The organism is Pacificibacter sp. AS14, assembly GCF_038899935.1.
Classification (GTDB): domain Bacteria; phylum Pseudomonadota; class Alphaproteobacteria; order Rhodobacterales; family Rhodobacteraceae; genus Celeribacter.
On the sequence record NZ_JBBMQI010000003.1, the window covers coordinates 93,123 to 118,444 of the forward strand.

The 25,322-nt window shown below is 53.3% G+C and carries 24 protein-coding genes; 11 read left to right on the forward strand and 13 right to left on the reverse strand.

Annotation, left to right across the window (positions count from 1 at the left end):
* Window positions 1-74: 74 nt before the first annotated feature.
* On the reverse strand, window positions 75-923 hold the full coding sequence (locus tag WNY38_RS04675; RefSeq protein ID WP_342856173.1) for an asparaginase domain-containing protein: 849 nt from the start codon (window positions 921-923) through the stop codon (window positions 75-77).
* On the reverse strand, window positions 920-1,648 hold the full coding sequence (locus tag WNY38_RS04680) for an aspartate/glutamate racemase family protein (RefSeq protein ID WP_342856174.1): 729 nt from the start codon (window positions 1,646-1,648) through the stop codon (window positions 920-922). Before WNY38_RS04680 ends, WNY38_RS04675 begins: the two co-directional genes overlap by 4 nt.
* Window positions 1,649-1,755: 107 nt before the next feature.
* Between WNY38_RS04680 and WNY38_RS04685 the strand changes: the two genes are divergently transcribed.
* Window positions 1,756-2,562 (forward strand): helix-turn-helix transcriptional regulator, encoded by an 807-nt coding sequence (locus tag WNY38_RS04685; RefSeq protein ID WP_342856175.1) that lies wholly within the window; start codon window positions 1,756-1,758, stop codon window positions 2,560-2,562.
* Window positions 2,563-2,663: 101 nt separating this feature from the next.
* On the opposite strand, the gene WNY38_RS04690 is transcribed toward WNY38_RS04685, so the two are convergent.
* The 3 genes from WNY38_RS04690 to WNY38_RS04700 all read right to left on the reverse strand — a co-directional run bounded on the left by WNY38_RS04690 (window position 2,664) and on the right by WNY38_RS04700 (window position 5,578).
* Window positions 2,664-3,440 (reverse strand): ATP-binding cassette domain-containing protein, encoded by a 777-nt coding sequence (locus WNY38_RS04690; RefSeq protein WP_342856176.1) that lies wholly within the window; start codon window positions 3,438-3,440, stop codon window positions 2,664-2,666.
* Window positions 3,440-4,552 carry an ABC transporter permease gene (locus tag WNY38_RS04695; RefSeq protein WP_342856177.1) on the reverse strand — a complete coding sequence of 371 codons (1,113 nt, stop codon included), beginning with the start codon at window positions 4,550-4,552 and terminating at the stop codon, window positions 3,440-3,442. Before WNY38_RS04695 ends, WNY38_RS04690 begins: the two co-directional genes overlap by 1 nt.
* Window positions 4,553-4,627: 75 nt before the next feature.
* The gene (locus WNY38_RS04700) at window positions 4,628-5,578 is read right to left on the reverse strand and encodes a sugar ABC transporter substrate-binding protein (RefSeq protein WP_342856178.1); all 951 of its coding nucleotides are present in this window, start codon (window positions 5,576-5,578) and stop codon (window positions 4,628-4,630) included.
* Window positions 5,579-5,766: 188 nt separating this feature from the next.
* Between WNY38_RS04700 and WNY38_RS04705 the strand changes: the two genes are divergently transcribed.
* Window positions 5,767-6,765, forward strand: coding sequence for a LacI family DNA-binding transcriptional regulator (locus WNY38_RS04705; RefSeq protein ID WP_342856179.1), 999 nt, complete (start codon window positions 5,767-5,769; stop codon window positions 6,763-6,765).
* Between the two features lie 4 nt (window positions 6,766-6,769).
* On the opposite strand, the gene WNY38_RS04710 is transcribed toward WNY38_RS04705, so the two are convergent.
* Genes WNY38_RS04710 through WNY38_RS04720 form a run of 3 tightly spaced genes read right to left on the reverse strand, consistent with a single transcriptional unit; the run spans window position 6,770 to window position 9,924 of the window.
* On the reverse strand, window positions 6,770-7,903 hold the full coding sequence (locus WNY38_RS04710; protein WP_342856180.1) for a Gfo/Idh/MocA family oxidoreductase: 1,134 nt from the start codon (window positions 7,901-7,903) through the stop codon (window positions 6,770-6,772).
* 12 nt (window positions 7,904-7,915) lie between these two features.
* On the reverse strand, window positions 7,916-8,806 hold the full coding sequence (locus WNY38_RS04715; protein ID WP_342856181.1) for a TIM barrel protein: 891 nt from the start codon (window positions 8,804-8,806) through the stop codon (window positions 7,916-7,918).
* Between the two features lie 20 nt (window positions 8,807-8,826).
* Window positions 8,827-9,924: a Gfo/Idh/MocA family oxidoreductase gene (locus WNY38_RS04720; RefSeq protein WP_342856182.1), complete on the reverse strand. Its 1,098-nt coding sequence runs from the start codon at window positions 9,922-9,924 to the stop codon at window positions 8,827-8,829.
* 119 nt (window positions 9,925-10,043) lie between these two features.
* Between WNY38_RS04720 and iolD the strand changes: the two genes are divergently transcribed.
* The 5 genes from iolD to iolG are packed head-to-tail and all read left to right on the forward strand — an operon-like array spanning window position 10,044 to window position 15,580.
* On the forward strand, window positions 10,044-11,909 hold the full coding sequence (iolD, locus tag WNY38_RS04725) for a 3D-(3,5/4)-trihydroxycyclohexane-1,2-dione acylhydrolase (decyclizing) (RefSeq protein ID WP_342856183.1): 1,866 nt from the start codon (window positions 10,044-10,046) through the stop codon (window positions 11,907-11,909).
* Window positions 11,909-12,889, forward strand: a complete 981-nt coding sequence (iolC, locus tag WNY38_RS04730; protein ID WP_342856184.1) for a 5-dehydro-2-deoxygluconokinase — start codon at window positions 11,909-11,911, stop codon at window positions 12,887-12,889. Before iolD ends, iolC begins: the two co-directional genes overlap by 1 nt.
* 9 nt (window positions 12,890-12,898) lie before the next feature.
* The gene (locus tag WNY38_RS04735; RefSeq protein ID WP_342856185.1) at window positions 12,899-13,753 is read left to right on the forward strand and encodes a 5-deoxy-glucuronate isomerase; all 855 of its coding nucleotides are present in this window, start codon (window positions 12,899-12,901) and stop codon (window positions 13,751-13,753) included.
* A complete protein-coding gene (locus tag WNY38_RS04740) occupies window positions 13,750-14,589 on the forward strand; it encodes a class II fructose-bisphosphate aldolase (RefSeq protein ID WP_342856186.1) in 840 nt (279 codons plus the stop codon). The genes WNY38_RS04735 and WNY38_RS04740 overlap by 4 nt, the downstream gene beginning before the upstream one ends.
* A gap of 4 nt (window positions 14,590-14,593) precedes the next feature.
* Complete coding sequence (gene iolG / locus WNY38_RS04745) at window positions 14,594-15,580, forward strand: inositol 2-dehydrogenase (RefSeq protein ID WP_342856187.1); 987 nt, start codon at window positions 14,594-14,596, stop codon at window positions 15,578-15,580.
* A gap of 80 nt (window positions 15,581-15,660) precedes the next feature.
* Here the strand turns inward: iolG and WNY38_RS04750 are convergent, their stop codons facing one another.
* Window positions 15,661-16,716, reverse strand: a complete 1,056-nt coding sequence (locus WNY38_RS04750; protein ID WP_342856188.1) for an L-idonate 5-dehydrogenase — start codon at window positions 16,714-16,716, stop codon at window positions 15,661-15,663.
* 75 nt (window positions 16,717-16,791) lie between these two features.
* Window positions 16,792-17,826: a Gfo/Idh/MocA family oxidoreductase gene (locus WNY38_RS04755; protein WP_342856189.1), complete on the reverse strand. Its 1,035-nt coding sequence runs from the start codon at window positions 17,824-17,826 to the stop codon at window positions 16,792-16,794.
* 140 nt (window positions 17,827-17,966) lie between these two features.
* Between WNY38_RS04755 and WNY38_RS04760 the strand changes: the two genes are divergently transcribed.
* On the forward strand, window positions 17,967-18,986 hold the full coding sequence (locus WNY38_RS04760; protein WP_342856190.1) for a LacI family DNA-binding transcriptional regulator: 1,020 nt from the start codon (window positions 17,967-17,969) through the stop codon (window positions 18,984-18,986).
* 102 nt (window positions 18,987-19,088) lie between these two features.
* Here the strand turns inward: WNY38_RS04760 and WNY38_RS04765 are convergent, their stop codons facing one another.
* The 3 genes from WNY38_RS04765 to WNY38_RS04775 all read right to left on the reverse strand — a co-directional run bounded on the left by WNY38_RS04765 (window position 19,089) and on the right by WNY38_RS04775 (window position 22,138).
* Complete coding sequence (locus tag WNY38_RS04765; protein ID WP_342856191.1) at window positions 19,089-20,600, reverse strand: tripartite tricarboxylate transporter permease; 1,512 nt, start codon at window positions 20,598-20,600, stop codon at window positions 19,089-19,091.
* Between the two features lies 1 nt (window position 20,601).
* Entirely contained in the window at window positions 20,602-21,084 is a 483-nt protein-coding gene (locus WNY38_RS04770) for a tripartite tricarboxylate transporter TctB family protein (protein WP_342856192.1), read from the reverse strand.
* Window positions 21,085-21,157: 73 nt separating this feature from the next.
* Window positions 21,158-22,138, reverse strand: a complete 981-nt coding sequence (locus WNY38_RS04775; protein ID WP_342856193.1) for a tripartite tricarboxylate transporter substrate-binding protein — start codon at window positions 22,136-22,138, stop codon at window positions 21,158-21,160.
* A gap of 105 nt (window positions 22,139-22,243) precedes the next feature.
* Here WNY38_RS04775 and WNY38_RS04780 point away from each other — a divergent pair, with 105 nt between their 5' ends.
* Genes WNY38_RS04780 through WNY38_RS04790 form a run of 3 tightly spaced genes read left to right on the forward strand, consistent with a single transcriptional unit; the run spans window position 22,244 to window position 25,267 of the window.
* Window positions 22,244-22,909, forward strand: a complete 666-nt coding sequence (locus WNY38_RS04780; RefSeq protein WP_342856194.1) for a response regulator transcription factor — start codon at window positions 22,244-22,246, stop codon at window positions 22,907-22,909.
* Window positions 22,902-24,272 (forward strand): sensor histidine kinase, encoded by a 1,371-nt coding sequence (locus WNY38_RS04785; RefSeq protein ID WP_342856195.1) that lies wholly within the window; start codon window positions 22,902-22,904, stop codon window positions 24,270-24,272. The genes WNY38_RS04780 and WNY38_RS04785 overlap by 8 nt, the downstream gene beginning before the upstream one ends.
* Window positions 24,248-25,267 (forward strand): ABC transporter substrate-binding protein, encoded by a 1,020-nt coding sequence (locus WNY38_RS04790; protein ID WP_342856196.1) that lies wholly within the window; start codon window positions 24,248-24,250, stop codon window positions 25,265-25,267. The genes WNY38_RS04785 and WNY38_RS04790 overlap by 25 nt, the downstream gene beginning before the upstream one ends.
* Window positions 25,268-25,322 lie beyond the last annotated feature (55 nt).

Genomic DNA, 25,322 nt, shown 5'->3' on the forward strand with positions numbered 1-25,322 from the left:
TCGCCTTCGGGCGACCCTTTTTACTGTGAAACGTATTTGGAACTGCCGCACATCAAAGACGATAGCCCTGAGGCTCAGTTGAGCCAAAGATGGATCAAAGCGGCCTCTGGCGTCTCGCGCCCACCGTTTTGCACACCAGTACCCCACAAGGGCGCACCCGCAGCATAAGTGCCGGGCTCAAGCGATCCGACCTCACACTGACTGACAGCGCGAATTTGCACACCGCGCGTGGTGGCTTGTGACAGCGCCGCGATGACGCCAGCGTCATTCATGATCGTCCCCGTACCAAAGACCCGCAACACGGCTCCATCCAGTTCCGCCAACATCGCTGCAAGCGCGGCTGCGGGTAACCCTACTGCCAAGGTCACAATCGCCAATCTCTTGGAACCAAAACGACGGCGCTTGGGCGACGTCACCGGATTTTGCGGGATGGCGCGAAAAGAATCGCGGGCAAAGCTGTGATGTTTGACCACTGCACGCGCAGGCATCAACATGTTGTTAAAGGCCAAAAATACGCCAACAGTGGCATCATTTAATAAGGCATCGATGGCAGAGCTCAGATTACCTTCGGCATCGCCGCCAGCCCCAAGCGGCACCATAGAGGCACAAAGCACCACACGCCGGTTCAAGCCTTCCAGCGCCTGCGACAGGGCAGCACCGGTGAACGCCATTGTGTCAGTGCCCTGGATCACCAATACGGGACAGTCAGGATGTGCATCGATGACATCTAGCATTTCATTCCAATGATCTGGCCCAAGATTAGCACTGTCCACCAAAGGCGCGAAAATATGTTGATGCAACTCGACCTCTGCGGGCAAGAGCGCCGCGATGGCCGCTTCGACAAGACCCTCTTGCGGGGTCAAACCCTCATCGCTGGGCACCATCCCGATGGTGCCCCCTGTGTGGATAAAAAGCAGCTTCATAGATCATTCTTTCGTGCGCGGGTCGCGCGGGCCGCCAGCGTTTGTGCCACACATTCCGTCACGTCTATAAATGTCTTGCCAGCAACATCTGCGGCAATCAAGGGCAACTCTGTACAGGCTAAAACAACAAGCGATGACGTTAAGTCTTGGGCGATAACCTCAAAACGCTGCGCCAATCCGCCGTGGTTCTGACCAAACCGTTTCACATCTTCAATCAAAAAATGCAATGGCTTGGCCTGTTTAGGTGTTTCAAAATCTATGCCAGAAGTGAGTGCCGTGTAAACGGAATAGTCGTCAAGTGCCGCAACGGGACCTGCAGCCAAGAGACCAACTTGGGTCTGATCCGCACGCATCAGCACGTCTTTAAGAACCGACTGAAATGACAAAAATTCACCTGCACCTTCTATCAAGGGCAGCAAAGCGTCGATCCGCGGGGCGAACCAATTGAGCGTGTTGCAAGCAATCGCAAATACATCCACTTGCGGTGCAATCTGGCGCACCGTGCGCTCTAGGGCCTCCCAAGTTTCATTTTCATTGGCACGCAGCGCCATTGATAGGCCCAATTGCGGCTCAGATACGATCACCACGCGCGGCGCATCAAGATCGCCATGAAATGCGTCGCCCATGATTTTTTGATTTGCTACCAAAACTTTGGACCACAAGTCGACGCCAGCCTCAGGGCCAGATCCTGCGATGATCCCGATCGTATATGGTCTGCGTGTCATAGATGTCTCCTTAGCTCAATCATGCGCGGTACGCCCCTTATTGACAATTGGCTCATTGCGCGCAAACTGGTGCAAATTGATGCATTTACCGCGAGAAAAAGAACAAGATGTCTGAAATATCGGAAAACCTGCGACTGTTATGTTCGTTCAAGACGTCGATCTCTCAGGTCAGTCGCGATCTAGGCATCAATCGCAGTCAACTCAATCGATATCTTGCGGGCACGTCGACCCCAAGAACAGGGCTGATGCGCAAAATATGTGACTATTTTGGCGTCGAGATTCATGAGTTGATGTCACCGCCCAAGGACTTCGCCGAACTGATCCAATTGCGCGGCCTCGATAATGACGACAGCACGGGGCGCATGTTACGCCAGTACATCGATAAACTTATGGCCAGTAACGAACCGCGTATTCAAAACATGGCGGGCACGTTCTGGGAATATTACCATTCAATGTCGCAGCCGGGCAAAGTGATCCGAAACCTGATCACCTTTGAAGCCCGCGACCATTATATGTTTTACAAACGCCTAGAGCGCATGGGCCCACACGACAAACCCTGTCGCCACCATTTTCGCTATCAAGGTGCTGCCTTGATGACGGGGGATCGGATTTTCATGTCGGATCATGAGTACGGTGCCGAAGTCGAGCTCACACAAACAGTGCTATACCCCGATTATTCCATGCGCTGGACTCGACTGCATGGAATCAAACTTGGGGTGTCAGCTGACAGTAACCATATGCCTTGTGCAGTACGTGTTGTGTTCGAACGCCCGCCCCATTCGATGCATTCCATGGCAGCCTTGCGCCATTGCGGGTTGTTCGACCGTGACAGCCATCATATTCCAGAACATGTACTTGAGATGATCGACAACACAACAAGTGGTCCGTATTTGTTTGAAGCCTACTCACGTTAGGCAATGGTGCGCCGATCTAAACGCAAGTCCACCCTCACACAAAAAACACAGCGAACATCATGCTCGCTGTGCTATTTTCTAAATCCCGTAAGTGCGACGATTTAAACCGTGCCGCCGAGAGACCCTTCAAGCGTTGCAAGTTCCTGACCACCGGCCATCATGTCTTGCAACCCTTCTGGTGTCACTTCGCCCGCAAGCGCCGTACCGTAGGTTTTTCCGCGATTCAAAACAGTGAACCGGTCCCCAACAGCCATCGCGTGACGTACGTTGTGCGTGATGAAAACAACCGAAATACCCTGCTTGCGCACGCGGTCAATGGTGGCCAAAACATTGGCTGTCTGACGCACACCCAAAGCCGACGTGGGTTCATCCAAAATCAGAACCTTCGCCCCGAAATGCACAGCCCGCGTGATGGCAACCGTTTGGCGTTCACCGCCAGACAGAGTGCCCACAGCCTGATCCGGCCCGCGCAAATTGATGCCCATTTTCTTCATCTCAGTCATGGTCACCTCATTGGCGTGCTCATGATCAAAGAACGGCATCCCCATAATCTTTTTAATAGGCTCGTTGCCCATAAAGAAATTACGGCTCACAGACATCAACGGGATCATCGCAAGATCTTGGTACACTGTGGCAATCCCTGCGGCGATACTGTCGCGTGGATCTTCAAATTGCATTGGCTGACCTTCAAACGTGATGTCGCCTTTGGTTGGTTTGTGCACGCCCGCCATCGTCTTGATAAACGTGGATTTACCCGCACCGTTGTCACCCAAAAGGCAGTGACATTCGCCAGGGAAGAAATCGACAGTCACACCAGCCAGCGCAATCACTGAGCCAAAGTGTTTTTCGATATTGCTCATACGGATGATAGGTTCCATTAGCGTTCTCCCGTAATCATGCGTCGAATGTATGTGTTCAGGATAACAGCTAAGAGCAAAATCACCCCAAGAAACACGCGGAACAGTGAGCTTTCAACACCTGCGAAAAACAGGCCTTGCTGCACCACACCAAAGATCAAAGCGCCCAAGGCCGCCCCGATCACTGATCCGTAACCACCGGTCAAAAGCGCGCCGCCGATCACAACTGCGATGATGGCCTCGAACTCTTTCAAGATACCGCGATCCGCACCAGCGGAGCCAAATTCCATCACCTGACACACAGCAAACACTGTGGCACAAAAGGCTGTAAACATGAACATAGTGATCTTAACACGGTCCACTGGCACACCCGCGTAACGTGCCGCTTGCGCGTCGCCGCCTGCTGCAAAAATCCAGTTGCCAAAACGGGTACGCGTCAAAACGATATGACCGACGATGACCAAGCCAATGGCCCATACGATCAGCATTGGAATACCATCCACCACAGGTTCCCCTGCACGCGTGCCGCGTGTGAATGTCGAAATCAGCCCCGCCTCGCCAAGCCATGTAAAGATCGGCCCGCCAACTTTGGCACCAAACAAGGACGCAAGCCAATCGCCTTCCGCCGCTTCGCGAATGCCGCCGATGATGGTTTTGCTTTCAAGTGTTTGCGGAATAAAAATTGTAAACCCGCGTAAAATGAACAAAGTCGCCAGCGTCACGATAAAGCTCGGAAGCCCCGTGCGCACAACGATGTAGCCGTTCAAAGCCCCAAATGCGATACAGATTGCAAAGGTCACTAAAATCGCAATCCACATCGGCCAAGCAAGGACGACGCCGAAGATTGCGATCATCATACCGGCAAACCCGATCATGGACCCAACAGACAAATCGAACTCACCTGCGATCATCAACAAACAGGCGCCGACCGCGATGATCATAAACTGCGCAGATACTGTGGACCAGTTCAGCACACCCTGAGAGTTGAACATACCACTGTCGAATGCAAACAGCAAAAAGAACGTAAATACGGCAATCGAACCCACGATGCCGCCGAGTTCAGGACGGATCAAAGACTGCCGTAGACTGGACATTTCCTTGATGCGTTCGTCGTTATTGGATGCGTCTGACATATGCGCCCCCTCCCAAATTTTGGTCAAAAAGAGGGCGGGCCCAAAATTAAAGACCCGCCCTAAGTATCGCTCGTTCTAGCGGAATTCACCTGCGTATTTTTCGACCAGCTCAAGACCATCTTTGGTCACAAAGCCTGGACCAGAGTTGATGTTGTTGCCGGGCAAAACGCCGTAGCGATCATAGTTGGTCAACACAACAACTGGCAGGTAAGCCTGCAAGAATGGCTGTTGGTCGATACCCCAGTTGATCACACCGGATTTCAAACCGTTCACGATTTCTTCGCCAAGGTCGAATGTGCCAAAGTAGATATCGCCAGACAGGCCGATTTCTTCCAAAGCAAGCATGGTTGGATCAGCAGAGGTCGGACCGAGTGTCAAAACTGCGTCTGTCTCAGGGTTGGCTGAAAGGTAAGCTTGAACACGGTTTTTGATCTCGGATGGATCTTGACCGGAATCAATCATTTGGTTGGCAAGATCGATACCAAGACCGTCTGCGAAACCTTGGCAACGCTCAGTGGAGGATGGTGAGCTGATATAGTGATTCACACACAAGAATGATCCCACGCCGTCGCCGGCTGCGCGCTGACCAGCGGCAAAGCCTGCATCGTATTCAGGTTGACCAACGTACATCAAAGCGCCAACTTCGCGGGCTTGAGCAGGGGAGCCTGAGTTCATAATGATCACGTCGATACCTTGATCAACAGCCGCCATGATGGGGCCCTTAAGAACGTCGTAATCGGCGAGTGTTGTGATGATACCGTCAGGGTTCGACGCTGCGGCTTGCTCGATGATGCGCGCCATGTCTGCAAGGTCACCTGTTGGTGGATTGCGGTACTCAACGTTAACGCCCATTTGCTCACCAGCAAGCGCCAAGCCGTTTTTGATTGTGTTCCACCAGCTGTCTGAATCAGGGGCGTGGCTGACAAGTACATATGTCAGGTCGTCACCGTGATCGTCTGCAGTTGCCAAAACTGGCGATGCGATGACAGCTGCGGTCAGCATAAGTTTGGTAAAAATAGATTTCATGTTGTTCCTCCCAAGAACGCGATTTTAATCAGCAATCGAGCGGGCGGCGCCCTTCTCAAGATGGAACAAAACACGGATTCGTTTTTTTTGCAACCGGTTGCAAAAAATATTTTATATCCCTACCCTCACCTCTACTGACTTTTCAAAGAGATACGGGCATAACATTGCGTGCCAAGGAGGATGAAGTGATGACTGCTACACTCAAAGATGTCGCGAACCGCGCGGGGGTTTCGACGTCAGCTGTCTCGCGCACCTTTACAGATGGCGCGTCCGTTTCTCTCAAGATGCGCCGCAAAGTCGAGAAAGCCGCCGCAGAGCTTGGCTACAGCCCGAACTTTTTGGCACGCAGCCTCACGACGCGCCGCACCAAACTTATCGGATTGGTCAGCAACAACTTTCACAATCCGATCTTTTTGCAAGTATTCGATCTGTTCACGCGCGGCCTGCAAGATCGCGGATTGCGGCCGCTTTTGGTCAATTTGAGTGACGAGGTTGATCCCGAAAACTCCCTGCGCATGCTACAGCAATATTCAGTAGACGGTGCAATCGTCGCCTCATCTACTCTTCCGCCGGTGTTTTCCAAGGCTTTTCGCGATCAAAAACTGCCTGTCGTGCACACCTTTGGCCGTTATTCCAGCAGTCCTGATGTTCATGCCGTAGGAATCGACAACGTCGTCGCTGGCCGCATGGCGGCACTTGAACTTGTGGAACGCGGCTATAAAAAAGTCGCTTATCTTGGCGGCCCACAGTCTGCGACGTCAGCACAAGATCGCCTTGAAGGCTTTGAACGTGAACTGTCTCACCATCCTAACATCAAGCAGTCTCACAGCTACGCAGCTGCCTATTCTTTCGAGGCGGGTCGCACTGAAATGCTACGCCTGTTGAAAGAAAACCCAGCTGAAGCATATTTTTGCGCGGATGATGTGTTGTCTATTGGCGCGCTCAGCGCAGTCAAAGACATGGGGCTTCGTGTGCCCGAAGATATCGGCATCATCGGCTTGAACGATATGGAAATGTCTGGGTGGGAAAATATTAACCTGACAACGATCCATCAGCCCATTCGCCAAATCATCAGCTCGTCCATCGAATTGATGGTCGCCATGCTGGACGAGCCAGATCGCTATCCTGAGGCGCGGTTGTTTCCGTGTCGTGTGGTGGAACGGGGCACGTTGCGGCCCCGTTCCTAAATTTTTACCTGAAGATAGAAGGGCGCGCATCCATCCAAACACCGCCCTCTTTGGCCGACGCCACAGCCGTGTGAACAGCCGCCATAGACCGCACACCGTCTGATGCATTTGGCAAGCCATCACGGACTTCACCAGCAATAGCATCCGCCAAATCGCAGTAGATATTGGCCACTGCCAAAGGAAAGCCCTCGGGGTGCGCAATGGACACACGCGACAAACGCTGCGCATCTTCTGACAGGCCCGCTTCGCCTTTTTCAATGATCTGTGTGCGCCCGCCAACGGGGGTGTAGATCAACTGGTTTGGTTGCTCAGACGCCCAACGCAGACCGCCTGTTTCGCCAAACACTTGAATGTCGAAACCATGCTGACGACCGATGGCCACAGATGAGGTCCAAAGACGCCCAACAGTGCCGCCCGACATGCGGAAATTGACCATCGCGTCGTCTTCCAGCTCACGGCTAGAGATCGTCGAGGCAAAGTCTGCAGACAGTGTTTCCACCTCATCGTTACAGATGAAACTCGCCATGTGCAGCGCGTGAATACCGCAATCCGCAAACTGACCTGAGACACCCGCCATGGCGGGATCATAGCGCCAACGCACCCGAGGATTGTCAGCATCTGTCGCATCACCGTGGTGACCGTGCGAGAAGTTTGTCACAACCAAACGCGGCTTACCAAGCTCTCCCGACTGAACCATTGCACGCGCTTGGCGCACCATGGGATAAGCGGAATAACAATAGTTCACCGCACAGATTTTACCTGTTTTGTCAGCGATACCAACGATGGCTTCGCCTTCTTCCACAGTCATCGTCATCGGCTTTTCGCACAGCACGTTAAAGCCCGCTTCCAAGAAGGATTTGGTGATCTCGAAATGCGTCGCATTTGGTGTCGCAACCGTCACCAGATCAACACGATCCACGCGATCTTTTTCGCCCGCAAGCATCTCTGTCCAATCGCCATAAGCGCGGTCTTGGCCAATGCCCAAGCGCTGCGCATATTCACGACCAGCATCGGCCCGATGATCCAGCGCGCCAGCGGTGAACTCAAACCGCCCGTCAGCCAATGCGCCCAAGCGGTGCGCGGGACCAATTTGGCTACCTTCGCCGCCGCCAATCATACCCCATTTTAACTTTGCCATAGGTAAGTCTCCTTAGAATCCAATGGATTGCAAATATTCACGATTGGCGCGCGCATCTTCAAGCGGCGTGCCAGGCATGGACGGATCACAGTCTTGTTCAACAGTACACCAGCCCTCAAAACCAGCGTCCAAAAGACGCTGCCGCACAGCTGGAAAGTCGACATCGCCTTGGCCGAGATTACAAAAAATGCCCTGCCCGCAAGCGGTGTAAAAATCGGTGCGTTTTTCAACAACATCCGCTTTGACCTTAGGATCGATATCCTTGAAGTGCATGTAAGAAATGCGGTCAATATAGCGGTCCATAAAGGCCACCGGATCGAAGCCAGCATAAGAGTGGTGGCCGGTGTCGAAACAGATCTTCAGGATCTTTTTGTCGACCTCACTGAGCAGGCGTTCCAGCTCTGGCTCGAAGTCCATGAAGCCCGCAGCATGCGCGTGAATACCAACAGTCAAACCGTAATCTTCGGCGCCCATTTTCGCGATAGTGGCGATGCGATCACGGAAGGCGGTCCATTCAGCCTTGTCCATTTGCTCGGCCTCGGAGGCACGTCCAGCAGTCGGTGCACGACGCGCAGAGATGCTATCGATCAGCACCAAATTCTGCGCACCGTGAGCGACAAGCGCTTTGCAGGTACGCGTCGCCGCGTCCAACAAAGTGTCCCAATTGTTTGGGTCGTGAAACGCTTGGAACACCACACCGCCAATGATTTCCAAATCGTGCTCAGCCAAAGCTGGAGCCAGCACTTTTGGGTCTTCAGGCATATAGCCGATAGGGCCGAGTTCGATGCCTTTGTAGCCAGCACCTGCGCATTGATCCAACACGGATTGCCATGTCGGGTAAGCTGGATCGCTAGGGAATTCGATCCCCCAAGAACAGGGGGCGTTGCCGATTTTAATAGTCATGTAAGAGCCTTTCGAAAACGTTAGACAGCGGTCACATCAACCCACGCTTTTGCGCGAGAAGATGCCAATGCTGCTGCGACAACTTGAGTAACGTCCAACCCATCTTGGAATGTGGGCCAAACGGGTGTTTGGGTTTCGATCGCACGTAAAAAATCGCGTGCTTCAATGATAATTTGGTCTTGGTATCCGGTGCCGTGGCCTGGACCTTGGCAGAAGTTTTCATAATCTGGGTGCGCAGGCCCGATCAGGATTTTGCGAAATCCACGTGTCGCCTCAGGCTCGTCTGCGTTGTAAAGCCACAGCGCATTTTGGTCTTCTTGGTCGAATTTTATAGCACCTTTGGTGCCCGTGATTTCATAGGCATAGCCCATTTTACGACCATGACTGATACGGCTAAAATACATTTGTCCCATCGCACCATTTTCAAAACGACACATCATTTGACCATGATCATCGTTGTCCACAGTGCCGCCCGGACGCGTGGTGTGCACGGTCTCAACCTCGGCAATCAACTTGGCAATCGGGCCGATCAAGGCCATCGCACCATTGATCATATGTGGGGCCAAATCGCCCATGGTGCCGTTGGCATCGCCCATTGTCCGCCATGTCGCAGGGCTTTCGGGATCGGCCATAAAGTCTTCTGTATGTTCCCCGCGAAACCACGTGATATCACCGATAGCGCCCTCGGCAATCAGCTTGCGGGCAAACTGGCTTGCAGGGGTGCGAATATAATTAAACCCAGTCATGCTGATCTGGCCACGGGAGGCCTCGGTCATGATTTGGCTGTCGTGCAATGACGCGCCAAGCGGCTTTTCGCAAAACACAGGCTTGTTCAACGCAAAGGCGGCCAATGCGATCTCGCGGTGGGTTTCTTGCGGCGAGGCAATCACCACGGCCTCGACCCGCGGATCATTGACCAGCACTCGCCAGTCGTCTGTCGCGCGCTCAAAACCATAAGCCTTAAGATAGCCCTGCGCACTTGCAGGAGAGCTGGCGCAGATCATCTCTAAACGGGGCCGCAGCGCCGTGTTGAACACGGCACCAACAGCAGACATCGCGACCGCATGCGCTTTGCCCATATAGCCGCCACCAATGATCCCAATTCCTATTTCTGTCATGCCGCTGAGTCTTTCTTTTCAAATTCTATTTGCAACCGGTTGCAAAATTAGTATCTTCGGATTCGAAAGCGCGCAAGCAACAATCGCAAAATCGATAAGCGTGAGGAACAATTAAGCACATGACAAACAAAACAATACACCTGACAACAGCGCAGGCGATCATCAAATATCTCGACAATCAATTCATCGAAATTGACGGTCAAGAGATGCGCGTGTGCGGCGGCGGCTTTGGCATTTTTGGCCATGGCAATGTGACCTGTTTGGGCGAAGCGCTCTATGATGTGCGCGACACTCTGCCCCTGTATCGCGGCCAAAACGAACAAGGCATGGGCTTTGCAGCCGCAGCCTATGCCAAGCAATGGTTGCGTCAGCGATTTATGCTTTGCACCGCAAGTGCTGGCCCCGGCACAACGAATCTTTTGACCTCAGCGGGATTGGCCCACGCCAACCGTTTGCCGATATTGTTGCTGTGTGGGGACGCCTTCATCACCCGCCTGCCCGACCCTGTTTTGCAACAGCTTGAGCACTTCAACAATCCCACTATAGGCGTGAATGACGCGTTCAAAGCCGTCACACGATTCTGGGATCGAATCACACATCCGGCACAGATCTTGCAATCTTTGCCAGCAGCACTGGCAACGATGATGGACCCAACGGATTGTGGACCTGCCTTTATTGGTTTGCCACAAGACGTCCAAGGTTGGACTTATGATTACCCCGAAAGCTTTTTCGAGAAGCGCGTGCACCGTATGCGCAGGCAAGCCCCTGACGTGGCAGATGTTGCGGATGCAATTGCTGTGCTGTCCAAAGCGGAACGCCCGATGATTATTGCTGGCGGCGGTGTGCAGTATTCTGGCGCTGTGGCGGAACTCACTGCTTTTGCCGAAACGCATAACATCCCCGTGGTGGAAACCATCGCAGGTCGCGCCAATTTGGTACAAGACCATGCGCTTAACATCGGGCCAGTGGGTGTAACGGGATCGAACAGCGCCAATTCCATCGCTGAAAAAGCGGACGTGATCGTCGCGGTCGGCACCCGTTTGCAAGATTTCACCACGGGGTCTTGGACGGCTTTTGCGCAAAATGCCAAAATAATCGGCGTCAATGTTGGGCGCCACGATGCGATGAAACACATGTCTGTACCTGTTGTAGGGGACGCGAAACTCAGCCTGCCCGCACTGTCGTCAGCTCTTGGTGACTATGTATCACCATCCACGTGGACCGCCTTTGCAAAAGAAGAGCGTGTCAAATGGGTCGCTTATACAGACAAGGTCACAACCGTCGGAAATGGGCCGAATTCCTATGCTCAAACCATTCGCGTAGTTAACGATCTATGCGATCCACGTGACCGTGTTGTTGCGGCCGCTGGCGGCCTGCCCGCAGAAGTCACAGCACATTGGCAAACCAAAGACATCGGGACTGTGGATGTGGAATTTGGCTTCTCTTGCATGGGTTACGAGATCGCAGGCGGTTGGGGCGCACGTATCGCGCAACATGAACGCGAACCAGACCGCGACACCATCGTGTTCACTGGCGATGGGTCTTATATGTTGATGAACTCGGATGTGTATTCGTCTGTGTTGTCTGGTCACAAACTGATCATCTGTGTGCTCGATAATGGTGGCTTTGCCGTCATCAATAAGCTGCAAAACAACACAGGCAACGAGAGCTTCAACAACCTGTTGGAAGATTGCCCAACAATCAAAGCGCCCTTCGCGGTCGATTTTGAAGCCCACGCGAAATCCATGGGCGCCAATGCCGAAACCGTGGCAAACCCGCATGAATTTGGCGAAGCCTTTAAACGCGCACAAGCGTCAGACAAGACGAGCGTCATCGTCATGAAAGTCGACGCCTATGAGGGCTGGACCACGGAAGGCCACACATGGTGGGAAGTGGGCACGCCGCACATCACCACGCATAAAAAGGTCGCCGAAAAGCATTTCGAGACCGAAGCCTCACGCGCCAAACAACGAAAGGGTGTGTAATGGACGTTCTTGCAGGCATCAAAAAGAACAACTTCGTCGTCGTCGGTCGCGTGGGTATGGACCTGTTCACGGGCCCTGATGGCGCGACCGAAACTGCGGATCAATTCACCGCAGATATGGGCGGATCATCCGCCAATATCGCGGCGGGCGTTGTGAAACTTGGCGGCAAGGCCTCTCTTGTCACGCGCGTCTCAGACGACGCGGTGGGGCGGTTTTGCACCAATAAACTGGACCACTACGGCGTTGGGCGCGCGCATGTGAAGCCTATTGGCGGCGAGTTTCGCAACTCTTTAGCGCTCTATGAAAGCCGCATCGAAGACCACCAATCAGTGATCTACCGCAATTCAGCCGCTGATTTTGAAATGACCATCGAAGATGTCGAAGCCGTAGATTACGCCTCTTACGGCGCTTTGGTCACAGCTGGCACTGTTTTTGCGGCTGAACCATCCCGTTCGGCCACTTTTCGTGCCTTTGAATTGGCACGCGAAGCAGGCATCCCAATCATTTTTGATGTCGATTACCGCCCTTACAGCTGGCCCTCTGCACAGGTCGCGGAAGAGGTTCTGTCAAAAGCTGGCGCGCTCTCAGATGTCATCATTGGCAACGACGAAGAGTTCGGCTTTATGGCGGGCGGCATCGACAAAGGCATGGACAAGGCCCGCGCCCTTGCGGCCTCAACTGCGACCATTGTTGTCTACAAAATGGGCGAACATGGCGCAGTCACTTTTGCCGATGGCGCGGAAATTCGCACAGGTATTTTTCCTGTCACAGCTCTCAAACCCACGGGCGCTGGCGACAGTTTTATGGCGGGGCTTTTGGCCTCTATCGCCGATGGCTATCCGCTCAAAGACGCCGTGCTGCGAGGCTCTGCCTGTGCGGCAATCGTAGTGGCAAAACCCGGTTGCGCCCCTGCGATGCCTTTCCCCGCAGATCTCGAAAACTTTCTGGCCAACCACTCTGGCCCAACCCATGTTACCTAAGGAATTCAAATGCATATTGCCCCACACGACAATAAGAACATTCCCATTGTTGACGCGAATGACGCCACAGTCCCGCTCAACTATCTGAATATCGTCAAGCTTAAAGCAGGCGAAGCCTTTGAATATCAGGTGCCGGGATACGAAACCTGCATCGTGCCTGCCACTGGCACCATCGACGTGAGTGTTGAAGGCGTTGAATACAAGGCCATCGGCAACCGTACATTGGATGTTTGGGACGGCGAACCAGAGGGCGTTTACGTGCCAGTGGGAGCCAAAGTGACTTTCGTGGCAACCACCGACACCGAGACATTCATCGCAGGCGCGCGCTTCGATAAAGTGCTTGAGCCTTTTGATGTGCGCGTGGCCCAATTGGACAAAGTGCAATACGGCTCAGACGACACCAAAACCCACCGCAAGATCAAACACATCTTGGGTCAAGCGCATCACGACAAAGTCGGCCGTTTGCTGGTGTCTGAGCTGTTCACGGTTGGCGAAGGCGGCTGGTCCGGTTTCCCTGCGCATAAGCATGACACGGACCGCAAAGACGCCGATGGCAACATCATCGAGACACGTCACGACGAGACCTACAACTTCCGCTTCCGTCCAAACCACGGTTCAGGCGTGCAGATCATTCAGCACGAAGAAGGCAAGCCGGGCGATGCTTACCAGCTGATGGACAGGTCTACGATTTTGCTGCGCAGTGGTTACCACCCTTGCGTCGCGATGCCGGGTTACGAGATGTACTATTTCACCATTTTGGGCGGCTTGTCGCAGCGCAGCTTGGTGCAGTTCTTTCAGCCGACACATGCATACCAAATTGAAACGATCCCTGGGATCAAAGACATGGTGGCGAAATTTAAATGACGCTGGTCACACTCGCACAGGCCCTTCAGCCTGCTCTCACAGGAAACTATGCAGTGGCTGGTTTGGTCACGCTTGGTTGGGAAGATATGCGCGCCTATGTGGCCGCAGCAGAGGCAGAGGGCTGTCCTGTGATTTTACAGGCTGGCCCATCCTGTCGCGCCCATACGCCTTTGCCGATCTTGGGCAAAATGTTTCGTCATCTGGCTGAAAATGCAAGCGTGCCTGTCGTCGCACACCTTGATCACGGCTATACTTTTGAGGAATGCCAAGAGGCTCTGGATTCAGGCTTCACGTCCTTGATGTATGATGGGTCGCGTAAGCCTTTGAACCAAAACATCGATGAAACCGCTCAGATCGCTGAAATGGCGCATAAGGCTGGCATTTCTTGCGAAGGCGAGATTGGCTTTGTTGGTTACGCCGATGGCGAGAACTCCGCAGGCACTGATCCTGAAGAAGCGGCCAAGTTCGCGGCTGAGTCAGGCGTCGATGCAATGGCGATTTCTGTCGGCAACGTGCATTTGCAACAAGACAAAGAGGGTGGTTTAGACATGCAGCGCATTCGCGCGATTGAGGCGGTGACAAGTGTTCCGCTTGTGATCCATGGCGGATCTGGCGTGCCTGTGGCACAGCGCACCGAGCTTGCAACCACTTCGAAAATTTGCAAATTCAACATCGGCACCGAGTTGCGGATGGCCTTTGGTGCAGCCTTGCGCGCAGCCGTGAATGCCGATCCGTCACGCTTTGACCGCGTCACCATTTTGAAAGAAACCCACGATCCATTGGTCGAGGCCACACGCAACGTTCTGCGGGCCTTTGGTCCTGCCAACAAAGGATAACGCAATGCTCAACATTGGAATTTTGGGCTGCGGCCGTATCGGGCAAGTGCATGCACGATCCCTGATGCGCATGCCTGACGCAACAATCGTGGCCGTTGCCGATGCCTTTCCTGCCTCGGCTGCGGCACTGGCGGCAACCACGGGCGCGGATGTGCGCGACGTTGACGCTATCATCGCCAGCGACGACGTCGACGCGATCATCATCTGCACGCCAACGGACACGCATTACGATTTGATTCACGCGGCAGCAAAGGCGGGCAAAGCAATCTTTTGCGAAAAGCCGATTGATATGTCCGCGGACCGCATTCGCGATTGTGTCAAAGTTGTTGAGAGCAACGATGTCGCCTTCATGACCGCGTTCAATCGTCGGTTTGATCCAAACTTTGCCAACGTCCAAGCGCGCATCACGGCTGGCGAGGTTGGTGATGTTGAGATCGTGACGATCCTATCGCGCGACCCCGCAGCTCCGCCCATCAGTTATATTGAAAGCTCTGGCGGTATCTTTCGCGACATGATGATCCATGATTTCGATATGGCGCGTTTTTTACTTGGGGAAGAACCTGTGCAAATCTTTGCTGTCGGTTCTGCCTTGGTGGACCCTGCGATTGGTGCGGCAGGCGATGTCGACACAGCTGCGGTGACTTTAACCACGGCAAGCGGCAAAATCTGTCAAATATCCAACTCGCGCCGTGCCAGCTATGGCTATGATCAACGCCTTGAAGTTCATGGTTCTAAAGGCATGTTGCGTGCGGAAAATCTGCTTGAAAACACTGTAGAAGTTGCAACGGAAGCGGGCTTTCGCCGTGCGCCCACGCTTAACTTTTTTCTAGAGCGTTACGAGACCGCCTATCTGTCTGAGATGCAGTCTTTTGTCGATGCTGTGACCCGCGGCACGCCAGTGACGCCGAGCATCACAGATGGTTTGAAAGCACAGCTTTTGGCAGATGCAGCCACGGAATCGTTCAAGACAGGCAAACCTGTTACTCTTTGACCCCAAGTATTGTAACACATTGAAACGGGGGCACTTTTGGAGCCCCCGTTTTGTATAAACGTCGTTAAAACAGCTAAAAGTTACGTCGCAGAATCCGTGTTGAACATCAAATGCACTTTGACGGCTTGGGTGCGATCCCCCGCCAATTCAAAGGCTTCAACAGCTTTGTCCAACGGCATTTGCGCCGTGATCATAGGGCGTACATCGATGCTGCGCGTTGAGATGGCAGTCACCGCTTGCTGGAACTCATTGTAGAACCGGAAGGTGCCACGATGGGTTAGCTCCTTGGCCACTAAAACCCCAAGCGGAATGGCCGTATCGCCGCCCATGCCGACCTGCACGATGACGCCGCGCGGACGCAAAGCCCCCAAAGCTGAGACCAGCGCAGGCGCAGCACCAGTACATTCAAAGCATGCATCGAAGTACCCTTTGCCTTGAGCATATTCAGCCATCGTTGTGGTATTATTCATGACGTTGATGGTGGTTGTGGCACCCATCTCAGAGGCAACGTTCAAAGGCACATCTTGCAAATCAGCTACCACAATTTCAAAGGCCCCAGCCGCTTTGGCCAAAGCCGTACAGAGCACGCCAATCGGCCCTGCCCCCATGACCAAAACCCGCTTGTCCTGCAAATCACCCACAAGACTGTGCGCATGCATACAGACGGCCAAAGGTTCAGAACACGCGGCCTCAGCCACGGACACATCGCCTGTCACGGGCACACATTGCGCCGCGGCAAGGGTGATTTTATCGCGGTACATCCCTTGAACATGCGGCGAGCGCATAGCGGATCCGCTAAAGATCATATCGGTGCAATGCATCTCTAGACCTTGCGTACAATATTCACATGTGCCGCAATTGATACTAGGGTTCAGCGCAACCATGTCGCCCACTTTAAGCCCCGTGACGCCTTCGCCTAGTTCCTCGACAAAACCAGCCGCCTCGTGCCCCAAAATGATAGGTTCTTTCACGCGAATGGTTCCAAAACCACCGTGCTGATAGTAATGCAGATCCGATCCGCAAATTCCACCAGCACCAAGCGCCACACGCACCTCACCCGCTTTTGGCGCGACAATATCGCGGGTCTCGATACGCAGATCTTTTGCCTCATGAAGGCAGCACACTCGGGTTTTCATAAACGCTCCTAGGTCTAAAATTGAGTTACTGACGCGGACAGATCAGACGCCGTAAAGCTCGAAGAATTTGTCATACTAACGGTCTTTCGACAGTGAGATTGTGCTATCGTTGCGTGACGACAAAATCATAGCATCGATGAGCTGTTGCACATTCAAGGCCTCTCGCCCAGGTGCCACCGGAGCACGCCCTTCATGCAACGCTGCGATGAAATCTGTAAGAATAGCTTGATGCCAATCATGGGTGAAGGCCATCGGATCAGCCCCGCCGCCTGTGGCATTTTCCGTACCGAGTTTTTGAACCTTGCCGTCGCGCCAATGCACAATCAGCCGACCAGTCTCAAGGATGGCGCTGGCCTTAGCGCAGTGCAAGGTGATGGTTTCAGCCCTGCCCGGAAAACTCGCGGTGCTACAGGTCACCGAGCCGATGGCACCGGAAGCGAAGACAAGACTGGCCTGCACAAAGTCTTCGGATTCCATCGCGTGCAACGCAGTCGTATGGGCTGATGCTGTCACAGTGGCCACAGGCCCAAGCAATGAGAGCGCCAGATCAAGGGTGTGAATAGCCTGTGAAATGAGAACGCCACCACCATCGCGCGCATAAGTGCCACGCCCCGGCTCATTGTAATAAGATTGATCGCGCCACCAAGGGACGGAAATTTCGGCCAAAGCAACCGCGCCAAAAGCGTCTTCGTTCAAAAGCTTGGCAAGCTGTTGTGACGCCTCGCGCATACGATGCTGCAAGACCACGCCCAAGGTCACGCCTTGGACCTCGCATATCTCGACAATGGCTTCGGCGGCCACGGCATCTCGTTCAATGGGTTTTTCCATTAAGATGTGTTTGCCAGCGCCTGCAAAGGTTTTCACCAACTCAAGTCGTGCATTGGGGGGCGTGCACAAGATAACAAAATCGACACCTGCGTCAGCCACAATTTCATCCGCACTTACATAAACGCGCGGCATATACCCAAGCGTATCGGCCGCGGCCTCAGCGAAGGCTTTTGCCTTGGTGGCGCTTTGCGCCATCACCCCTGCAAGATTGATGCCAGCACCGGCGACTGCGCGCAGATGGGTCTCGGCCACCATGCCCAAACCAACCAATACCGCATTCATTGCACATTATCCTTTAAATACATCGTCGTATTTGCAGCACAGACGACAAGTTACTGCGCAATGTATGCGCATACATTTTCGATTGTCAACGTAATCAGATACCCCTTGCGGCGTAACGCCGAATGCCTAATGATCACAAAATGGCAGATAAGAACTTCAAGAAACCCGACACAAACCGCGTCACCATGGCCGACGTGGGACGCCTTGCCGGCGTGACACAAGTGACCGTGTCGCGGGCGTTGTCACATCCAGACAAAGTCTCAAAAAAAACTTTGCACAGCATCCAAGACGCCATCGCTGCAACAGGATTTGTCCCAAACGCTGTGGCTGGGGCATTGGCATCAAAGCGGTCCAAACTCGTGTCCGCGCTGATCCCATCTTTGACAAACGTCGTCTACACCTCTTTCATGGCTACGTTTTCAGAACACCTACGACAAAACGGCTATCAGGTATTGATGTCAGAAACTGGCTTCGACCCCGCCAACGAAGACGCATTGATCGCGACGCATCTCTCACGCAGGCCCGATGCAATGCTTTTGACCGGTGTCCGCCATAGCGACAAAGCCCGCAAGCAGTTGCAAGGTGCAGGCATTCCTGTTGTTGAAATTTGGGATATCACGGACATCCCAATCGACATCTGCGTTGGCTTCAACCACAGCGCTGCAGGGCGTGCCGTGGCGGAGTACCTCAACGCCAAAGGTCACTCTTTTGCTGCAACGATTACCGCCGATGATGAACGCGCATTGCGCAGGCAGTCTGCATTTGCCGAACGGTTTAGCACGTTTTCAAGAACCACAGTGCCAGACGCGAACACAGGCGGAATTGCCAGTATCGGAGCAGGCCGCGAAGCTATGGCGCATCTCATTGATCAATACGGCTTCCAATCAGGCGCTGTGTTTTGCAGCTCTGACCTATCAGCTCATGGGGCTATAATCGAGCTACGCACGCGCGGGCTTAAGGTTCCCCAAGACGTCGCAGTGGTTGGTTTCGGCGATCAAGATTTCGCCCGAGATATCGACCCTGCCCTCACCACTGTCGCCGTAGATCGCTTACAATTGGGTCATCTTGCGGCCAGTTCTTTGCTCGACAGATTGACAGGGCAGCCGACCAAATCAATCCATGATCTTGGCTTTGAAATTTTAACGCGCGCGTCTGCATAGCAACATTATTTGAAATGACGGCGCCCCAATACAAAAACGAAGCCGCCCCGATGTCGATCTGACACGGCGCGGCTTCAAAATTTTATCACTTACGTAAAGCGATCAATCGCCGTCAGCCACACCTCTGGCTTTGGCCCGTGCGCGCTGTGCGCGGTAGCTTGGCAAGACAACCAAGATCAAGGCAATCGCCAGCAGACCGGCTGTCATGGGGCGTTCCCAGATGAACGCCACACCGTCATACAACTGCATAGAGCGTGCAAAGTTGTCTTCCATCATACCGCCCAAGATAAAGCCGATCAAAAGTGGCGCCAGCGGATAGTTGGCAAAGCGCAGGGCCGTTGCACAGACCCCAAAGCCCACAAGCATCAACAGCTCTGTCGCGTTGTTTTGCCCGATGTATGCGCCCATCAATGTAAAGAACAAGATGAACGGGATCAAATAGTTGCGTGGGACTGACAGCACTTTCGCAATGTAAGGGATTAACGGCAAGTTCAAGATCAACAGCACGAGATTGCCGACGAACATCGACATGATCACAGCCCAGAACACTTGCGGTTCATCGATCATCAAACGCGGGCCTGGGGTCACGTTCAAAGCGATCAAAGCGCCGAGCAAAATGGCCGTTGTGCCAGACCCCGGAATGCCAAGCGTCAACAAAGGTACGAAAGACCCAGTACAGGCCGCGTTGTTTGCAGTTTCTGGTGCGGCCAAGCCTTTGATGGAGCCTTTGCCGAACTCTGCTTGTTCTTCTTTGGTGGCAATGTTGCGCTCCACTGCGTAGCCTAGGAAACTGGCAATCGTTGCCCCAGCACCGGGAAGAACCCCGATAAAGAAGCCTTGCAAAGACTGACGTCCGATGACTGGTGCAATGGCACGCGCTTCAGCGCGACTGATGCGCATATCTTTGATTTCGCCGCCATCACCATTCATAATCTTAGGCTTAAGCACCAAGAACATCGCCTCAGGCAAAGCAAACATCGCCATCGCCAAGGTGACGAAACCAAAGCCAGATTGCAGATCCATAATGCCCATAGTGAAGCGTGGCATGTTAAACAAAGCGCCCTCGCCCACGGTCGCCATAATCAGACCCAAAATAGTCATCACCATCGCTTTGGACACTTGGCCAGTGCCAGCGAAGGCCGCGATGGCAGACAAGCCAACGACCATCAACGCAAAGTATTCAGAGGAGTGGAACAAAAGTGCGACAGATGACAACGCTGGTGCGAAGATCATCAACAAGATCGCGCCGATTGTGCCACCAGCAAAGCTTGAGATCGCAGCAATGGTCAGCGCTTTGCCTGCCTTGCCCTGTTGCGCCATCGGATAGCCGTCAAAGGCGCTGGCCACTGTGCCTGCAACCCCCGGCGCGTTGAGCAAAATCGACGATGTCGATCCGCCAAAAATCGCACCGTAGTAAACCCCAGCCAGCAAGATCAGCGCGCCCGAAGGGTCGCCCATAGAGATCGCGACGGGAATCATGATCGAAATGATCGACATGGGGCCAAGACCTGGCAACATCCCGATGAATGTCCCGATCAAGCAACCGCCGATGACCAGTAAAATATTTTGAAATGACAGGGCCGTATGTAGGCCAATCAGAAGTCCCTCTAGCATATCAACCTCCCCAAAAGCCTGGCAGTGGACGCATGTAGATGCCCAAGACCTGTGACACCAAATACCAAACGGCAAAGGCCGCGATGAAAGCGACGATCAGCATGATGTGATATTTACGTTCGCCTAAAATAAACGCGCCGATGGCCAAAAAGCCGACGGTAGACCCAATGAAACCCAAAGGGCGCAGGGTCAGCGCGTAAACAACCATCAAGGCCAACAGCAGCAGGGCTTGACCGAGTTTGTACTCGTGCAAACGGCGGTAATCGATGTCACCGACTTCGTCCTCGGATTTCTCAAGGTTGAATAAAATGACACAGGACGCGACCAAGCCAAGGATGGACAGAATTTTAGGAAAAGTGCTGGGCCATATTGGGTTGCGTTGCATGAAAGGTGCGAGACCGGCGTCCATTGTGAACCACGCGGTGTATCCGTAAGCGAGGCAAATCCCCACCAAAATTAAAGCGATCCAACGATCTAAGGCCATTGTGTCCATCCCCCATCAATAGCAAAAATCGGCAGAGCAGATACCCGCTCTGCCGACGTTCAGTTAAGCGTTTTTAGAGAAAGCCGAGCTTTTTCATCAAATCGCCGATGACCTGCTCTTGGTTTTCCAAGAACATTTTGAAGTCATCGCCAGAGTTGTGAATGTTGACCCAACCGTTGCGAGCGCGGACTTCTTCCCACTCGGGGGTGTCGTACATGTCTGCGATCACTTCTTGGTAGGCTGCGATTTTTTCGTCTGACAAGCCAGGTGCGCCAAAGAGCCCACGCCAGTTGACGAATGTTGTGTCGATGCCTTGCTCGATCATTGTCATAGCATCTGGCGCAGCGGCGACACGATCCGGCGCCGTCACACCGATGATTTTAATTTCGCCAGCAGCGGCCAGATCAACAGCTTCTGAGAAGCCCGTGGACAAAGCTGCAATCTCACCAGACAAAAGGGCTGCCATAGCTTTGCCGCCCGCGTCGTATGGAATGTACTTCACGCCAAGAGCGTCTTTCCCTGCCGCTTCCATCGCCATAGCTGCCACGAGGTGATCCATGCCACCGGGCACAGAACCGCCACCGATTGCAGTGCTGGATGGGTCGGCATCGTAAGCTGCCAAGAGATCCGCCATTGAGTTGATTGGGCTATCTTTGCCAACAACGATCGCAGCGTAATCGCCGATTGTGCCTGCAACCAATGTGAGATCACGGAAGTTTTGTGGGAACACACCAGTCAGCGAGCGAATGATGATTGGTGTCGAGTTGACCATCAACGTGCCTTCATTGCTGGCAGCGTTCTCGATCAGGTAACCGATGGCTTTGCCACCACCACCACCAGACATGTTTTCGTAAGAGGCTGTGCCAACCAAACCGGATTTGGTCAAAGCTTCGCCTGTGCCACGAGCTGTACCATCCCAGCCGCCGCCGGCGCCGCCAGGAATCAAAAAGTGAATGCTGTCAACTTTTGTGTCAGCGAATGCGGATGTTGCTAAGCTTAGGGCTGCGGCAGCACCAAGCATAAGGGCGCGGCGGCCCAGTTTCAAAGTCATCATAGTTTCCTCCCATTTGACAACCGACCGCTAAGCGGCTCAGTTGGATAAAATAATCACGGCAACCTGACACAAACCTGTCGTGCCCCTAAAAAGTAAACGCTTCCTATGAAATTTCTCTTAATCGAAGACAATATCCAACTGGCCCACGCGATTTGTTCGCGTATGGGATTTGACGGGCATGTCATTGATCATGCAGCGACAATTCGAGATGCGCGTGCTTTTTCCGCGACAGAAGATTACGATCTTATCTTGCTGGATATTATGTTGCCTGACGGAGACGGCAGGGACTTTCTTAAGCACCATCGCGAAGGGAAAAAGGACACACCTGTCATCGTTTTGACCGCCAGGTCGCAGGTTTCAGATAGAATCAGTATCCTTGATTTGGGAGCCGACGACTATGTCACAAAGCCTTTTGATCACGCTGAACTTGAGGCCCGCGTGCGTGCTGTTTTGCGTCGCAGAGGCGGTGTGTCGCAAACCGTTTTGCGCGTCGGAAATGTCGAATTTGATCCCGTTGCGGGCACGCTTGTGGTCGATGGCACTGCCTTACAATTACGCAATCGTGAGCTGCGTTTGTTGGAACTTTTGATCAATGCGCCGGGTCAAATTTTTGCCAAACAAAAGCTTGTGGATCGGTTGTTTTCATATGACGACGACGTGTCAGAAAACGCGGTCGAGGTCTATATCGGTCGCTTGCGCAAGCATTTGAAAGGATCAAGTTTGAGCATAACAACGCTGCGCGGCCTCGGGTATCGGCTCGAGCATGAGTAATTCAGTCCGCGTATCGGGGTCATTGCGCAATCGGCTTGCGATCACCTTGATCGGTGGCGCAGCCATTTTGGCGATCTTACTATTTTTCGTTGTGCGCGCCTATGCAGCTCAGATTGCACAAAAAGGCCAAGACAGTATCCTAGGCGCCTCCGCAACTTCGATTTTAGATGCTGCGGTGATCCGCAATGGCAGTGTTGAGGTGGACTTTCCCTACTCTGCCTTTTCCATTTTGAACACGCCGTCTGATGACCGCGTTTTCTATGCAATTTACCGCGATGACAGGTTGTTGTCGGGTTATGAGCTGTTGCCGCAACCCTTTTTGCAAAACGGAGCGCAGCAAACCTTTGTCACCACCAAATTTCGCGGAGCCACCGTGCGCCTCACGCGCGCCAGTCGCGTTTTGGTTGGGGAAAACCTGCGCACACAAGTTTTTGTGACGGTTGCGCAAACACAAGACGCCCTGTCCGTGACGCTCAACCGGATTTCGCGCAACGTGGCACTATTTGGCGTAGGTTTTTTTGTTCTTGCAGCCCTTTTGTCATTTTGGGCGACATCGAAAACCATTGATCAGCTTACACGCCTCACCACATCTATTACGCGCCGCGGGCCGCAAGACCTTACACCTGTAAGCAAACCAGTGCCTGCCGAAATGGTGCCTTTGGTGGCCTCTTTGAACACGCTGATGGACCGCCTTGATCAATCTTTGCAGCGTTCTGAGGATTTTATCGCCGAGGCCGCCCATCGGGTGCGCACGCCGTTGGCCACTGTGCGATCCTATGCCGAGGCCACGTTGCAACGCGTCAGTAAGGAAGAAAACCGTCAAGCGTTGCGCTCTATGGTGCGCGCGATTGACGAAAGTTCACGCGCGGCTGGGCAATTGTTGGATCACGCAATGATCACCTTTCGCGCCGACCATTTGGACAGACAGGATATCGACTTTGCGGACCTAGTGACAGATTTGGTACGCGGCCTTACGCCCATTGCTGAAATGAAAGACGTAGGCTTTGATTTGCAATGTGACGATAGCGTCAAGGTTTCCGGTGATCCTATTTTACTACAAAACGCTGTGCGCAATGTCATCGATAACGCGTTGAAATACTCTCCCAGCGAAAGCGTCATTTCGATTTTTGTGCGCGCGGCACCAACAGCCTGCGTTGTCATATCCGACCAAGGGCCAGGGTTCCCCGTCGATCAAATTTCGCAGCTGACAGATCGTTTCACGCGCGGTGACAATGCAATGGGCATCATCGGATCGGGTTTAGGGCTTACCATAGCCCAAGACGTCGCGACCGCGCACGGTGGGGCACTCCATCTGACCAATCTAACAAAGGGGGGCGCATGCGTTACTTTTTCTATGTCATAGCTGTGCTGTTTGCAGCGACACCACTCGTGTCTAAGGCTCAAGGTTGGGAAGAACAGAATGTGTTTGTCAGCGAGGCTCCCAAGCGCGTTCTGCGGGTGATATCAAGCACCGACACGTCTTTTTTTGCGCCTATTATTGAAAGCTTTTTGACCGAAAATCCAGACACATCAGTTGAGTATTTGGTGACCAGCACCGCGCTTTTGAATGCTGAGTTTCGCCAAAACGCTGATGCCTATGATGTGGTGATTTCCAGCGCGATGGATCTGCAACTCAAGCTGACCAATGATGGGTTTGCTCAGAAAGTGACAGGGCTGTCCCAACCGGAATGGGCCGAATGGCGTCAAAGCCTGTTTGCCTTCACAACGGAACCCGCCGCCATTGTCATCAATCGCAAGGCCTTTGAAGGGCGGCGTGTGCCACAAACGCGGCAAGATCTTATTTTGGCGCTCAGAGCACGGCCCGATATTTTTCGCGGACGCATTGGCACCTACGATGTGCGCAGCTCCGGGCTTGGTTATTTATTTGCCACGCAGGACGCACGTATTTCCGAGACCTATTGGCGTTTGATGGAGGTCATGGGAGGCCTTGAGACCAAGCTTTATTGCTGTTCGGTCGATATGATCGACGATTTGGCTGACGGCACCATCGCTGTGGCCTATAATGTTCTGGGTGGATATGCAGACGCGCGTCCAGAAACAAGCGACGCATTGCAGATCATTTTGCCATCTGATTTCCCGACAACAATGATGCGCACAATGTTTGTTTCGCGCACCACAAAGCACCCAGAGCAAGCCCGCGATTTCCTACGTCATGTGATTGCTTTGCAGTCCGGCACTGTGGATCGCGATGTGTTTCCATTGCCGCCGTTGATCTCGGAACAAGATGAAATCAGGCAATCTACAATTGGCCTAGGGCCAGCACTTTTGACCTACCTGGATGTCCTGAAACGCGACACGTTTATCAAAGAATGGGTCAGCGCGATCATTCAAGAGTGATTTGAAATCTGGCCGAGCATTTCAAAAACCGAATTGCGCAATCCATTTTCTGACA

Coding starts and splice junctions, on each gene's coding strand:
- WNY38_RS04680 (WP_342856174.1), bottom strand. CDS start 1,648: ATGACACGCAGACCATATACGATCGGGATCATCGCAGGATCTGGCCCT.
- WNY38_RS04765 (WP_342856191.1), bottom strand. CDS start 20,600: ATGCTAGAGGGACTTCTGATTGGCCTACATACGGCCCTGTCATTTCAA.
- WNY38_RS04685 (WP_342856175.1), top strand. CDS start 1,756: ATGTCTGAAATATCGGAAAACCTGCGACTGTTATGTTCGTTCAAGACG.
- WNY38_RS04690 (WP_342856176.1), bottom strand. CDS start 3,440: ATGGAACCTATCATCCGTATGAGCAATATCGAAAAACACTTTGGCTCA.
- iolG (WP_342856187.1), top strand. CDS start 14,594: ATGCTCAACATTGGAATTTTGGGCTGCGGCCGTATCGGGCAAGTGCAT.
- WNY38_RS04775 (WP_342856193.1), bottom strand. CDS start 22,138: ATGATGACTTTGAAACTGGGCCGCCGCGCCCTTATGCTTGGTGCTGCC.
- iolD (WP_342856183.1), top strand. CDS start 10,044: ATGACAAACAAAACAATACACCTGACAACAGCGCAGGCGATCATCAAA.
- WNY38_RS04695 (WP_342856177.1), bottom strand. CDS start 4,552: ATGTCAGACGCATCCAATAACGACGAACGCATCAAGGAAATGTCCAGT.
- WNY38_RS04735 (WP_342856185.1), top strand. CDS start 12,899: ATGCATATTGCCCCACACGACAATAAGAACATTCCCATTGTTGACGCG.
- WNY38_RS04770 (WP_342856192.1), bottom strand. CDS start 21,084: ATGGCCTTAGATCGTTGGATCGCTTTAATTTTGGTGGGGATTTGCCTC.
- WNY38_RS04715 (WP_342856181.1), bottom strand. CDS start 8,806: ATGACTATTAAAATCGGCAACGCCCCCTGTTCTTGGGGGATCGAATTC.
- WNY38_RS04710 (WP_342856180.1), bottom strand. CDS start 7,903: ATGGCAAAGTTAAAATGGGGTATGATTGGCGGCGGCGAAGGTAGCCAA.
- WNY38_RS04785 (WP_342856195.1), top strand. CDS start 22,902: ATGAGTAATTCAGTCCGCGTATCGGGGTCATTGCGCAATCGGCTTGCG.
- WNY38_RS04790 (WP_342856196.1), top strand. CDS start 24,248: ATGCGTTACTTTTTCTATGTCATAGCTGTGCTGTTTGCAGCGACACCA.
- WNY38_RS04780 (WP_342856194.1), top strand. CDS start 22,244: ATGAAATTTCTCTTAATCGAAGACAATATCCAACTGGCCCACGCGATT.
- WNY38_RS04700 (WP_342856178.1), bottom strand. CDS start 5,578: ATGAAATCTATTTTTACCAAACTTATGCTGACCGCAGCTGTCATCGCA.
- iolC (WP_342856184.1), top strand. CDS start 11,909: ATGGACGTTCTTGCAGGCATCAAAAAGAACAACTTCGTCGTCGTCGGT.
- WNY38_RS04760 (WP_342856190.1), top strand. CDS start 17,967: ATGGCAGATAAGAACTTCAAGAAACCCGACACAAACCGCGTCACCATG.
- WNY38_RS04755 (WP_342856189.1), bottom strand. CDS start 17,826: ATGAATGCGGTATTGGTTGGTTTGGGCATGGTGGCCGAGACCCATCTG.
- WNY38_RS04705 (WP_342856179.1), top strand. CDS start 5,767: ATGACTGCTACACTCAAAGATGTCGCGAACCGCGCGGGGGTTTCGACG.
- WNY38_RS04740 (WP_342856186.1), top strand. CDS start 13,750: ATGACGCTGGTCACACTCGCACAGGCCCTTCAGCCTGCTCTCACAGGA.
- WNY38_RS04675 (WP_342856173.1), bottom strand. CDS start 923: ATGAAGCTGCTTTTTATCCACACAGGGGGCACCATCGGGATGGTGCCC.
- WNY38_RS04720 (WP_342856182.1), bottom strand. CDS start 9,924: ATGACAGAAATAGGAATTGGGATCATTGGTGGCGGCTATATGGGCAAA.
- WNY38_RS04750 (WP_342856188.1), bottom strand. CDS start 16,716: ATGAAAACCCGAGTGTGCTGCCTTCATGAGGCAAAAGATCTGCGTATC.